Here is a 12294-nt window from a genome sequence, read left to right as displayed (position 1 = left end):
AAAGCCGATATGTTAAAGTTAAAGAATAACGCTGCAGAACGGGTGAAAAGTAGTGGCTAAAAAAAGAGTCTTGCTGTTATCTGAAGGGTTCGGTGCCGGTCATACGCAGGCCGCCCACGCACTCTCCAGCAGCCTGCGCCAATTGTCCCCTAGCGTACAAACGAAGGTACTAGAGCTCGGAAGCTTCCTGAACCCCAAGATCGCTCCGTTGATCATTTCGGCTTACAGGAAGACGATCACGACACGCCCGAGACTCGTAGGGTACATGTACCGCCATCAGAAGTCCTTTAACCGGTTTACTGCTTTAGCGCTGCACCGGATTTTCTATACAAGCACCAAGAACGTGGTAAGGGCGCTTCGGCCCGACATCATCGTGTGCACGCACTTCATTCCAAGCGCGGTGATATCCCGTTTGAAGCGGCTGGGCACCGATGTGCCTCTGTGTACCGTTATTACCGATTACGATGCCCATGATACGTGGATCAGTCCGGAAGTCGACCGCTACTTCGTCTCGACGCCGGAAGTGAAGAGAAAGCTGCTGAACCGCGGCGTCTCCCAGGCGAAAATCCAGGTGACCGGCATTCCGATCCACCCCGACTTCTGGACGCATCCAAGCAAGGATGAAATCCGCGAGCGCTTCAATCTGTCCGATATGCCGACCGTTCTCGTTATGGGCGGCGGCTGGGGCATTATGAACGACGAGGTCGTTAACGAATATTTGACCCGGTGGAGCAAGCAAGTCCAGATTATCTTCTGCCTTGGAAACAATGACAAGGCCCGGGAGGAGATGGAAGCCAACCCGCGCTTCCAGCACCCGAATATCCGGCTGCTGGGCTTTACCCGCGAAATTGACAAGCTGATGGAAGTGTCTGATCTGCTCGTCACAAAGCCTGGCGGAATGACCTGTACAGAAGGGCTGGCCAAAGGCATTCCGATGCTGTTTCATCAGCCGCTTCCCGGACAGGAGGAAGAGAATTGCCAATATTTTACGGCTCAAGGCCTTGGGGAGCCGATCACCTCGCTTGAGGTCATCGGCAAATGGATGAACATGCTGCTTCACCAATACGACCGCATCCAGGAACAGCGTGAGCGAAATCTGAAGGACATCGAGCGGTTTCATCCCATGCAAAGCGCGAAAAGCATCATCGACATGCTTGAAAATGAAAAGGTGTACTCCTAGAAATTGGAGTACACCTTTTTTTGAATAACCGCGTTTCCATCCCATGCCGCACGAAGCTGCATAATCGACCATTTTCCCGAGGCTCCGGATGTGAATCGGTGCAAGTTCGATCTTTTTCTACTATTATAATTAGTCATGTAACCGTTATCAGAGGAAGTGCACGGAGCTGGCATTGTGCCTTCTACTATTTTCCGTATTTCTCCAGCCGGTTCGGTCGATAGCTTTCAAGCGCGGCTTCCCCCATAAGGACCTCGCAGCGATGAATCTTCATCCCCTGCCCGACAAACTTCGTCTCGTATTCGGTCATCACATGCTCTTCGTTCAGCCCGTCGCGGTGTAAATCCAAGGAAATATTAGTCATCTGCAAACCGTAATCCGCGAAAGCATTCAACGAAAATTCGAACAGCGTGACCGAGTCCGTCTTAAAGTGAATCTGGCCTCTGTCGTTCAAAATCACCTTATATTTATCCAGGAACCGCGGATGCGTCAAACGGCGGCGCGCATGTCTCGATTTTGGCCACGGATCGCTGAAATTCAAATAAATCCGTTCGATCTCTCCCGGAGCGAAAGCCTGCTCGACGTTCTCGATATTTAACAGCGCCAGCTTCAAGTTCGGCGGGGTATCCACTCCCTCCGAAGCCCATACGCCCCGGCCCTTCTCGCTTGCACGACGGATCAGCTCGTCGTACATATCGACGCCGATAAAATTGACATCCCGGTGCTTATAGCTCATCTGACTGATGAACTGCCCTTTGCCCATGCCAAATTCGACATGGATCGGAAGATCGTTGCCGAACAGCTCGGCCCACTTTCCTCTATATTGACCGGGGTCCAAAACGACCAGGTCTTCCTGCTGCTCCAGATTTTCCCGAATACCTTTTCTCCCGCGTAAACGCATCACATACCTCCACAAGCTTGTCCAATGAATTGGGACGTCATATCCCGATACTGCATTATTGTGACGAAGTTACAGCCAAAAGTAAAGAGCCAATAGAAAAAGGAACCCTATCTTTCCCTCTCGGAAAAGAAACAGGTTCCTCTTTCTTATATTGGAATTGGGGTTCCGCGGTAGTTAAACTGTGAAATATTTACCTTTCCTGTGCTTGAAAATCAAATGTCTTCTCAAAGGCGGCCCGAATTTTACGTTGTGCCGAAGCCTTCACATCATGGTCGGCGTTAAATTCCACGCCGGTCAGAGCCAAAGCTTCATTCGGGGTAAGTTCCACAGCGATTTTATCTCTGTCAGACTTCACTGTCGATGAATTCATTCGCAATCACCTCACGGTATTATTGTATCCATGACGTCTTACAAATATGAATCCTCTCCGTATATATACCCGTACCAAAACAGCCTGAAACAGATATTTATTTTTCTAATTTAAATATACCAACTAAGGGAGGCCCATTCAAGTAACAATGAAGAATTAGGCTGTAAGACCCCCATATGACGATAAAGGCTGTTTTTTGCTACAATAGACGTAAGCCGCAAATCAAAGAAAAAAGCAGCCGAAAAAGCCGTATCCTTATGGAGAAATCCCGGGGCCTGGCCTTAGCTGCTTACAACGTATTCAGCCCATCTATGTGCTGTAAAGGAGAAGCGATGAGTGCAACAATGATGCAGACCCCAAGATTATGGGGGGATAAACGATTTCATACATGGAATTACGAGATGCGCAGCCAATTCCAGGACAAAGTGTTCAAGGTCATGCTGGATGCCGGCTTTACTTGTCCCAACCGCGACGGAGCGATTGCCAAGGGCGGCTGCACCTTCTGCAGCGCACGCGGATCCGGCGATTTTGCCGGGAGCCGTCGGGATGACCTGGTCACCCAGTTCAATACGATCCGGGACAGACAGCATCTGAAATGGCCGAACGCGAAGTACATCGGGTACTTTCAGGCCTATACCAACACCTATGCGCCGGTCGAAGTGCTTCGGGAATATTATGAAGTGATCCTTAAGCAGCCCGGCGTGGTTGGATTGTCGATCGCAACGCGCCCGGACTGCCTGCCTGACGATGTCATCGAATATTTGGCCGAGCTGAACGAACGAACTTATCTATGGGTGGAGATGGGGCTGCAGACCATTCACGACTCAACTTCCGAGCTGATCAACCGCGCCCATGACACCGAATGCTACCTCAAGGCCGTTGACAAGCTGCGTAAGCATAATATCCGCGTGTGCACCCATATCATCTACGGTCTTCCGCAGGAGGACCATGAAATGATGCTTGCTACCGGCAAGGCAGTCTCAAAGATGGATGTCCAGGGTATCAAAATCCATCTGCTGCACCTGATGCGCAAAACCCCGATGGTGAAGCAGTATGAAGCTGGATTGCTGCGATTCCTTGAACGTGACGAGTACGTGAATCTGATCGTCGACACCCTGGAATTCCTGCCGCCGGAGATGATCATCCACCGCCTGACCGGAGACGCGCCGCGGGAGCTGCTCATCGGGCCGATGTGGAGCCTCGACAAATGGCCGGTTCTCAACGGCATCGATGCCGAGCTGAAGCGCCGGGATACATGGCAGGGCAAGCTGTGGAGGGATGCGTAATGGGTTTCCTTTCCGTGTTGAGCTTTGCGCATAAACTCGTGTCGGAGCGGCTTCGGGCGGGGGAGGCTGCGCTGGACGCGACAGCCGGTACGGGCGCCGACACCCTGTTTCTGGCACGCTGTGTCGGCTCGAAAGGCAAAGTATTCGCCTTCGATATTCAAGAGGAAGCACTGGAACTGACGCGCAGCAGGCTTGCCAAGGAGCCTCAAGCATCCATTGGCGAGGTATCACTGCACCTTGAAAGCCATGCCCGCATGAATAGCTGCGTTCCCGAGCAGCTTCATGGCCGGATCGGAGCCGTCATGTTTAATCTAGGCTATCTCCCGGCAGACACGGCGGATAAGCAGATTATGACTGTGCCTGAAAGCACCATTGCCGCTCTTGAGTCTTCCTTGCAGCTGCTGCGGCCCGGCGGCATCATCACCATCGTGCTGTATCCCGGCCACCGGGGCGGCGACACGGAGGCCGCCGCTGTTGAGGCCTGGGCCGCAAGTCTGCCTTGGAGCACGGCGCAGACGATCGTGTACCGGGGGCTGCAGCGGCCGGATGCGCCATATCTTATTGCGCTGGAACGAAAAAAGCCGTTATGATAAGAGTTCAATGAGGCACAACCATTTTATCAACCATCAATACCATCATGATGAAAGGCAGTTGATTAACAATGACGAAACCTTATCCACTATTGTTTCAACCCGAATTTAAAGAGCGTGTATGGGGCGGCCGCGCGCTGGAGCAGTTCGGCCTGGAGCTTCCCGAAGGGCATATCGGCGAAGGCTGGATGATCGCGGACCATCCGAACGGCACGACTACGATCGTAAACGGTGAGCTGGCTGGCCGCGGCCTCGACCAGATCCGCGAACAGCTCGGACGCGAATGGTTCGGCGCGAAAGGCTTTTCCGAAGTGAACGGACGTTTCCCGCTCTTGATCAAGCTCCTTGACTGCAACGACAATCTGTCCGTACAGGTACATCCGACCGATGATTACGAAGGTCTTCCGAAGGGAGAACTCGGCAAGACGGAAATGTGGTATGTGCTTGATGCAAAGCCGGACGCCAAGATCATTTACGGTCTGAAGGAAGGCGTTACCCGCGACGTTCTGAAGGAAGCGATGGAAAACGGCACCGTCATGGAGCAGCTTCAAGAGGTGCCCGTGAAAGCCGGCGATACGTTCTACATACCGGCAGGCACCGTTCATGCCCTGTGCGCAGGGGTTGTGGTCGCGGAGATCCAACAAAATTCGGATACCACCTATCGGATTTACGACTACAACCGTCCAGGGCTCGACGGCAAGCCGCGCGAGCTTCACATTGAGGATTCCCTCAATGTCACAGCCTATGAAGGCTCAGGGGCCACGAAGATGAGCACGGAAGGCGCTGTTCCGGGGGAATGGCTCCAGCTCGCGCAATCGCCATACTTCATCGTGGAGAAAGGCGTCGTTAACGGAGCATGGGAGCTCTCGACATCCGAGGACAGCTTTACCATTATCGTCGTCTGTGACGGAAAGGGAACCCTGCGTTGGGACGGAGGCTCGATCGACTATACGTCCGGCCAATGCTTCCTGCTCCCTGCTAACCTGGGAACTTACACCCTGGACGGGGAATCCACGGTTCTTCGTTCCTATCTTCCTTAAGCTTAAGCAGCACGGCTCCACTCATCAGAGACATACGAGGCAATGCAGGGTAAATATTGTCTGTATGGAGGTGCAAGTCCTAGATGCAAAGCGAAACGTTTACCATGTTGAATGCTGAAGCCATGCCGATCCATGTATATAAATGGCTTCCGGACAGCGAGACCCGGATTCGGGCAGTCGTCCAGATCGCCCACGGCATGTGCGAAACCGGCAAACGCTACGAGGAGCTCGCTGCCTTGCTTACTGACCACGGATATGCGGTATACGCGAACGACCATCGCGGGCATGGGCTGACGGCCGGGAACCTCGAGCGTCTCGGCGACGCCGGAGAGAATGGATTCGAAGGCATGATTGAGGATCAGCTGCTGCTCGCTTCCGAGCATCGGAAGGAATACCCGGGCCTGCCTCTGTTCTTAATGGGGCACAGCATGGGCTCCTTCCTCACCCAGAAAATCATGTGCATTCACGGCGATCGTTTCGACGGCTTCATCCTCTCCGGCACGAACGGGCCCCAGAAGATGCTCCCGTTCGGGATTCAGCTTGCATCGGCGCAGATGCGCCTTCAGGGCAGTACACACCGCAGCCTGATGCTGAATGCCATCGTGTTCGGGCCCTACAACAAGGGCTTCGGCGTTATCCGCACCCCGTTTGACTGGCTGTCCCGGGACGAGGCCGAGGTCGATAAATACATTGACGACCCCTATTGCGGGCAAGTATGCAGCGCCCGTTTCTTCCGGGATTTCTTCCGGCTGCTGCTGCAGCTCCACAAGCCACAGCTGATGAAAGGGCTACGCAAGGATAAGCCGGTTTATATCTTCTCCGGCGAGGAGGACCCGGTCGGCCAGCGCGGCAAGGGCGTCCGGCAGCTTATCGAACTGTATCGGGAATACGGCATTGCGGACCTGGAATACCGGCTGTATCCCGGCGGCCGACATGAAATGCTGCATGAGATCAACCGGGATGAAGTCGCCGCGCATCTGCTGGACTGGTTGGAGCGGCATACGCCTGCAGACACCCTTGGGGATGCTGCAAGTATCGAAGACGCCAATGTGAGGGACGCGAGTGATGCGAGTGCTGAAGACGCGAATGCATCAGACACGAGTGCTGAAGACACGCGTACCGAAAACGTGAGCCCCAAAGACGCGCGCAGCGAAAACGCGCTTGCGAAAGACGCGAGTGCCGAAGACAAGAGTTCAGCAGACGCGCCCCCCAAAGACGCTTGATTGAACTCGGCAGTGGAATCGATGGTCGTCATGGGTAGTTGAAAGCGAATGTAAAAAAGGGATGCCTATTGGTCCATGGACCAGGGGCATCCCTTTTGCTATAACGCGAAGTGCAACTTGAGCGTCTATCCAGTAACCTCGCAAATGCAATTTAGACTATATTTACTCGTCATCCGGAGTTCGGTCAATGACGAACTGGGTGACTTCCGTATAATCGCCCCGTTGGATCTCCTCGTCGGTGGCCTCCTCGCGCAAATCATCATTCGTTTCCATGCCTGGGGCGATGGTCGGCTCCTCTTGGGTGCTTTGATCAGGACGGCGCTCTTGCTTTTCGTTCATCCCGAGTCCCCCTCCTTTTTCATCGTATTATGCCACTAGCGTACCGATTATCGGATCGAATTATACTGTAGCAGCATCAACTCTCTAGAAAGGGGCACACCGTTAACCTGTTTGAGGAGTGACAGTTACCTATTAATGAGAATTTACAGTCACTGATCGTTACCTAGTCTATGAGGAGATACAGTTACCTGAAAACTATTTGATTTTAACCACTTGAGGTTTCTGCAGGTTACCTTGGAGCTCATATAAGACCCTAATGGGGACTCGTTCGCCGCTTTTCTCCACACACGTCCCGAACAGGGACTTGTTCGCGCTCCAGGCAAAGCTTTCCCTCACACAAGTCCAAATAGGGGCTTGTTCACGCTCCCGGCGCTTGCTTTCCCTTTTCCCGGAGCTCCTTATCCAAGGAGCTCCCCGCCTGCAGCCGCCCCCGCCAGCGGCATCGTGAAATACCGCGGCTGGCCGCGATCATCCTGCTGGTACAGCACGAGCAGCAGCGTGGCTGCACGCCCTTGCTCCCGGTCGAGCGGGATTCCGTTACTGCCGCCGTGGATAACATCCAGCAGGTCGAACGGCAGCAGCTCGATCATTGCATGCTTCTGCAGCTCTCTCTCCGTAATGCCGAGCTCGGCGAAGCCGTCCGACAGCGCGGTTGGCTGCTCCAGGATCCGTCGTACGTTGGCCGACCACTCCGCTTTATTTTGCGTGTGCTCCCACCATATTTTACGCGGCTTATACTTATGGCCCAGGAAATAATCGAATTTCATCAGCCCGGTAATGATATCCATATTTGGCGTTTGGCGGTCTTCCAAAAAAGCCGTCAAGCGGGTGAACAGGTCCTCGAGCTGATGGCCGATTTTTTGCCAGCCCTGGCCCTCCCAATAATCTCCGAACTCCTGGAAGAAATCGAATGGGGAAGCAAATTCGTTCCGGATTAAGTAGTTCACCGTGTGGTCCATCCGGTGTGCGTTCCAATACTTCTCCAGCACATCCTCCAGCCGCTTTAACCGTACGATATCCGAGAAGGGCAGCACATCGCTGCTCAAAATTTCGTATGGCGCATGATCCATGTACGTATAGTTATATTTCTCGGCATCAATGCGGAGCCCCGTTCCTCGAAGCATCTTCAAAAAGCCCAGCTGCAGCTCCTCTGGCCCCAAGGCGAACACATCATTAAAGGTTTTACGGAAGGTATCATAGTCCTCCAGCGGCAGACCTGCAATCAGATCCAGATGCTGGTCGATCTTGCCGCTTTCCTTGATCATCGTTACCGTCCGGGACAGCTTCGCAAAGTTCTGCCGCCGCTTCACCAGCTCGTTCGTCGGATCGTTCGTGGATTGAACGCCGATCTCGAAGCGGAATATGCCTGGCGGCGCATTCTTCGACAAGTAGTCGAGCACCTCCGGCCTCATAATATCGGCCGTAATCTCGAACTGGAACACGCAGCCGCCGTGGTTCTTGATGAGGAACTCGAACATTTCCAGCGCATAATCCCGTTTAATGTTAAAGGTCCGGTCCACGAACTTGATGAGCTTCGCGCCATTCTCGATCAGATACAAAATGTCGGCCTTCGTCCGCTCAATATCATAATAACGCACGCCGACCTCGATGCTCGAAAGACAGAACTGGCAGCTGAAAGGACAACCCCGGCTCGTCTCAAAATACACCACCCGTTTGCCGAGATGCGGAATGTCCTCCGGAAAGCGGTGCGGCGAGGGCAGCTCGGCCAGTATGCTTTTTGGCCTGCCGGGATTGATGACGACCTCATCCTGCTTGCGATAAGCGATGCCGTACACAAAATGGAATTTGCGGTCCCCTTCGATCGTCTGAAGCAAATGGTGAAACGTCTCCTCCCCTTCGCCCATGACGATAAAATCGACGTTAACTAGCCGCTTCATCCAATAATCCGTATCGTAGGAAACCTCCGGACCGCCGAGAACGATCGTAACCTCGGGCATAATCTTCTTGACGATATCAATCACTTTGATGGTCTCTTCGATGTTCCAGATATAGCAGGAAAATCCGATCACATCCGGTTTGCGCTGAAACAGGTCGGAGACGATGTTCATGACCGGGTCCTTAATGGTGTATTCCGCCAGTTCGATATCAAAATCCTTCTCGCTGTAAGCCTTCAAGCAGCGTATGGCAAGAGAGGTGTGTATATATTTTGCGTTCAAGGTAGATAAAATGACTTTCATGATTCACGATCCTTCTCTTCAAATTCCGTACAGGCAGCGAGCGATCCGCAGATCTAACGCCTCTTCATCGCTGGGATTGCGATCGCCTCTCACTCATAATCATACAAGTCATCACTTTCCGCCGTAACCCCCGGACCATTTTGGAAAAACTCCAGAAACGGCCGCCCATACTTGCGGAACTTCACTTCCCCTACACCTTTGACCTGCAGCATTTCGTCCTCGGTCTGCGGGCAGACCACGCTCATTTCGCGCAGCGTTGCATCATTGAAAATGATGTAGGAAGGCACGTGCTCCTTGCTCGCCAGCTCGCGCCGGATGAGACGAAGCTGCTCGAATACCGTCTCGTTGACCGCCGATGGCGATGTATCGCGGCGGCTGCCGCTGCGCGTGCTGCCGGCGGTGCGTGCAGGTCTCGGCACGCGCTGCATGACCTCGCGCTGGCCCTTAAGCACTTCAGCAGCCCCGCTCTGCAGCTTCACGACCGGATATTGTCCCTCTGTCAGCGCCAAATAGCCCTCCGAGATGAGCACATTGATCGTCTCGGATATTTCCTTCTCGGTTCGGTTCGACATGACGCCATAGGTGGGCAGGCGGTCAAAGCCGTATTCCAGAACCTTTTTGGCACGTGAGCCCTTTAAAACCGCTGCCACCATAGACACGCCAAACCGCTCGCGCATCCGATGAATGCAGGAGAAGATCTTCTGCGCATCCACGGTAATATCGATCAGCTCCCGATCGTCCGTGCAGGAGCTGCATGTGCCGCAGGGCTTATCGTCGTGCTCCTCCCCAAAGTAATCCAGCATGGCACTGCGCAGGCAGCGCGTTGTATAGCAGTAATCGATCATTTGCTGTAACTTGCGGTATTCATTATGCTTGCGCTCCGAATCCTGCGGGTTCTGTTCGATCAGAAACTTCTGGGTCATGATGTCCTGCGCGCTGAACAGCAGGATGCACTGGCTCGGCTCGCCGTCCCTTCCCGCACGGCCCGCCTCCTGCACGTAGGACTCCATATTTTTCGGCATATTGTAATGGATAACGTAACGCACATTCGATTTGTCGATCCCCATGCCGAACGCATTCGTGGCGACGATCACCCGAATATCGTCATACAGGAACGCTTCCTGGCTCTCGGCCCGCTCGGCATCGCTCATCCCGGCGTGATACCGGCCTGCGAGCAATCCCTGGGCCTGCAGCCGCTGACACAGATCATCGACCTCTTTGCGGGTGGCAGCGTAGATGATGCCCGGCTGGTGGGTGTGCGAAGCCGCGTAATTCAATACGAACTCCCGCTTATTCTCCCCGCGCAGCACCGACATTTCCAGATTGTCGCGGCCTAGCCCTGTAACGAATACCTGCGGGTCATCAAGGCGGAGAAGACGCTGCATATCCTCCATGACCTCGGGTGTGGCCGTTGCCGTGAATGCCGCAACAATCGGCCTTCCGGGCAGCTCCGCCACAAATGGCGCAACCGAAAGATAGCTTGTCCGGAAGTCATGCCCCCACTGAGACACACAGTGCGCCTCGTCTACGGCGACGATGGAGATATCAAGGCCGGCCATTTCTTCCCGGAACCAGTCCAGCTCAAGCCGTTCCGGCGCGACGTACAGCAGCTTCAAATCCCCCCGCTTGGCCGCGCGAATGCGCTCGTTCACTTCTTTGCCGCTCAGCGTACTGTTGATGTAAGCGGCGTTGATGCCCGCCGTCGTCAATGCATCCACCTGGTCCTTCATCAAGGATATCAGAGGCGAGATGACAAGCGTCAGCCCCGGATGCATCAGGGCAGGAATTTGGTAGCAGATGGATTTCCCGCCGCCGGTCGGCATAATGCCGAGCGTATCCCTTCCGTGCAGCAGGCTGTCCACGATCTTCTTCTGCCCTTCCCGAAAATCCGGATAACCATAATACCGCTGCAGGTATTCCCGCGCGGCGTCCATATTCATGGATTCTCTATCATTCGTTTCCACATTCATGGATAAAAACTCCTTATATCACTACTTTGCAACTAATTTATTCGTCCTGTCGCCCGATCGAGCTGGATCGATTGCCATCTTAGGCAGACCCTGGACCACGAACCGTTCCCGCAGGGAAAAGTGCGCACCGTGTCAGCTGAAGCAAGCATGATCGCGTCCTTCTTACCGGGCAGGGGTTCGAGCGACTGCCGACCGTTAACAAACATACCATCCTTTAAGTTTAACGGTGTTTCAATGAATGGGCAACCGGATCAGGCAGGAAAAAGCATGGGGGTTATAGAAGATAGTAGATCATCAGAAAACTAGGCATCGGTCTGTCATGACGGGTCTCGCAAATCTTATCATCAAAAGTTGGTGATTCTACAAAATGAACGAAGAGCATGGCGAAATCATTGCCCAAGCCATCCAATATATGAAGGAGCATCTGGACGAGCCTTTAACTACCCGGCAGCTGGCGGATCAGGCGGGGTACAGTCCGTTTCATTTTTCAAGAATATTCAAAAAAGCCACGGGCATATCGGTAAGGCACTATCTATCCGCCCTCCGGGTTGAATCCGGCAAATCGGAGCTGCTGAAAGCCCCCTCCCTGCTGGTCAAGATCGGGATGCATGTCGGACTTACAAGCCCGGGCACCTTCAATTCGCGTTTCAAGCAATTTGTCGGTCTCTCTCCGAGCAAATTCCGTTCCGTCTCCGAGTCCCTTCATCAATATGTCAACCAATATAGACATAAGCCGCTCAGCTTCAAAGACGAGAAACCGGGGAGACTGCCGCGGGTTCATTGCCGGATCGAGGCCCCTTCTGCTTTTCACGGCATCATCTACGTGGGGCTCTTCCCAAGACCTGTACCCGATCAGAAACCCGCCGCCGGCACCGCCGTTAACCTGAGGCGGAGAACCTGCGTCATCACCGGGATTCCTCCAGGCACATATTACGTGCTGGCAGCCGGCATTCCGTGGAGCCTGAATCCGAAGGACTATTATTTGCTGAACCATTCGCTGCGAGGCAAGCTGGACACGCCTGTTAACATCAATGAAGCGACGGATATTAGCGTTGCCGTCACGCTAAGGGAGCCGCAGCCGTATGATCCGCCCATCGTCGTGAATTTGCCGCTGCTGCTGTTCGAAAAGGACCGGAGCAACTCAGCAAAGTAGAAGAATTTACGTCCGATTTTCCCCGTTATAATGGGGCGAAGAGGAAT

10 protein-coding genes and 1 pseudogene are annotated in these 12294 nt (G+C 53.8%); 6 read left to right on the top strand and 5 right to left on the bottom strand.

What is annotated here, in order from left to right; all coding sequences use genetic code 11:
- The first annotated feature begins 52 nt into the window (after window positions 1-52).
- The gene (locus tag NSQ46_RS06340) at window positions 53-1180 is read left to right on the top strand and encodes a UDP-N-acetylglucosamine--LPS N-acetylglucosamine transferase (RefSeq protein ID WP_007127236.1); all 1128 of its coding nucleotides are present in this window, start codon (window positions 53-55) and stop codon (window positions 1178-1180) included.
- 184 nt (window positions 1181-1364) lie between these two features.
- Here NSQ46_RS06340 and trmB read toward each other — a convergent pair whose 3' ends face one another.
- Together trmB and NSQ46_RS06330 are read right to left on the bottom strand one after the other, a co-directional pair.
- The gene (gene trmB, locus NSQ46_RS06335) at window positions 1365-2078 is read right to left on the bottom strand and encodes a tRNA (guanosine(46)-N7)-methyltransferase TrmB (protein ID WP_251535501.1); all 714 of its coding nucleotides are present in this window, start codon (window positions 2076-2078) and stop codon (window positions 1365-1367) included.
- 190 nt (window positions 2079-2268) lie between these two features.
- Entirely contained in the window at window positions 2269-2448 is a 180-nt protein-coding gene (locus NSQ46_RS06330; protein ID WP_007127234.1) for a hypothetical protein, read from the bottom strand.
- Between the two features lie 332 nt (window positions 2449-2780).
- Between NSQ46_RS06330 and NSQ46_RS06325 the strand changes: the two genes are divergently transcribed.
- The 4 genes and pseudogenes from NSQ46_RS06325 to NSQ46_RS06310 form a co-directional block, all read left to right on the top strand.
- The gene (locus NSQ46_RS06325) at window positions 2781-3734 is read left to right on the top strand and encodes a TIGR01212 family radical SAM protein (protein ID WP_251535503.1); all 954 of its coding nucleotides are present in this window, start codon (window positions 2781-2783) and stop codon (window positions 3732-3734) included.
- A complete protein-coding gene (locus tag NSQ46_RS06320) occupies window positions 3734-4324 on the top strand; it encodes a class I SAM-dependent methyltransferase (protein WP_251535505.1) in 591 nt (196 codons plus the stop codon). Before NSQ46_RS06325 ends, NSQ46_RS06320 begins: the two co-directional genes overlap by 1 nt.
- A gap of 71 nt (window positions 4325-4395) precedes the next feature.
- Window positions 4396-5364 (top strand): type I phosphomannose isomerase catalytic subunit, encoded by a 969-nt coding sequence (locus tag NSQ46_RS06315; protein WP_007127231.1) that lies wholly within the window; start codon window positions 4396-4398, stop codon window positions 5362-5364.
- 83 nt (window positions 5365-5447) lie between these two features.
- Window positions 5448-6368, top strand: a pseudogene (locus NSQ46_RS06310) (lysophospholipase); the annotation flags it as partial.
- 381 nt (window positions 6369-6749) lie between these two features.
- Here NSQ46_RS06310 and NSQ46_RS06305 read toward each other — a convergent pair.
- From NSQ46_RS06305 to recQ, 3 genes are all read right to left on the bottom strand, one after another.
- The gene (locus tag NSQ46_RS06305; RefSeq protein WP_210094435.1) at window positions 6750-6926 is read right to left on the bottom strand and encodes a hypothetical protein; all 177 of its coding nucleotides are present in this window, start codon (window positions 6924-6926) and stop codon (window positions 6750-6752) included.
- Window positions 6927-7324: 398 nt separating this feature from the next.
- Window positions 7325-9124 (bottom strand): B12-binding domain-containing radical SAM protein, encoded by a 1800-nt coding sequence (locus tag NSQ46_RS06300; RefSeq protein WP_251535507.1) that lies wholly within the window; start codon window positions 9122-9124, stop codon window positions 7325-7327.
- 89 nt (window positions 9125-9213) lie between these two features.
- The gene (gene recQ / locus NSQ46_RS06295) at window positions 9214-11094 is read right to left on the bottom strand and encodes a DNA helicase RecQ (protein ID WP_251535509.1); all 1881 of its coding nucleotides are present in this window, start codon (window positions 11092-11094) and stop codon (window positions 9214-9216) included.
- Between the two features lie 367 nt (window positions 11095-11461).
- Here recQ and NSQ46_RS06290 point away from each other — a divergent pair, with 367 nt between their 5' ends.
- A complete protein-coding gene (locus NSQ46_RS06290) occupies window positions 11462-12247 on the top strand; it encodes an AraC family transcriptional regulator (RefSeq protein ID WP_251535511.1) in 786 nt (261 codons plus the stop codon).
- The last annotated feature ends 47 nt before the right edge of the window (window positions 12248-12294 follow it).

This window comes from Paenibacillus sp. FSL M8-0142 (assembly GCF_038597315.1).
Taxonomy (GTDB): domain Bacteria; phylum Bacillota; class Bacilli; order Paenibacillales; family Paenibacillaceae; genus Paenibacillus_AQ; species Paenibacillus_AQ lactis.
Note: the sequence above shows the minus strand (reverse complement) of the source record. Positions and strands in the feature narration are given on the sequence as shown.

What these genes read in the sequence shown, in the direction of transcription:
- NSQ46_RS06290 (WP_251535511.1), top strand. Translation starts at nt 11,462, where the DNA reads ATGAACGAAGAGCATGGCGAAATCATTGCCCAAGCCATCCAATATATG.
- trmB (WP_251535501.1), bottom strand. Translation starts at nt 2,078, where the DNA reads ATGCGTTTACGCGGGAGAAAAGGTATTCGGGAAAATCTGGAGCAGCAG.
- NSQ46_RS06300 (WP_251535507.1), bottom strand. Translation starts at nt 9,124, where the DNA reads ATGAAAGTCATTTTATCTACCTTGAACGCAAAATATATACACACCTCT.
- NSQ46_RS06305 (WP_210094435.1), bottom strand. Translation starts at nt 6,926, where the DNA reads ATGAACGAAAAGCAAGAGCGCCGTCCTGATCAAAGCACCCAAGAGGAG.
- NSQ46_RS06320 (WP_251535505.1), top strand. Translation starts at nt 3,734, where the DNA reads ATGGGTTTCCTTTCCGTGTTGAGCTTTGCGCATAAACTCGTGTCGGAG.
- NSQ46_RS06325 (WP_251535503.1), top strand. Translation starts at nt 2,781, where the DNA reads ATGAGTGCAACAATGATGCAGACCCCAAGATTATGGGGGGATAAACGA.
- recQ (WP_251535509.1), bottom strand. Translation starts at nt 11,094, where the DNA reads ATGAATGTGGAAACGAATGATAGAGAATCCATGAATATGGACGCCGCG.
- NSQ46_RS06330 (WP_007127234.1), bottom strand. Translation starts at nt 2,448, where the DNA reads ATGAATTCATCGACAGTGAAGTCTGACAGAGATAAAATCGCTGTGGAA.
- NSQ46_RS06315 (WP_007127231.1), top strand. Translation starts at nt 4,396, where the DNA reads ATGACGAAACCTTATCCACTATTGTTTCAACCCGAATTTAAAGAGCGT.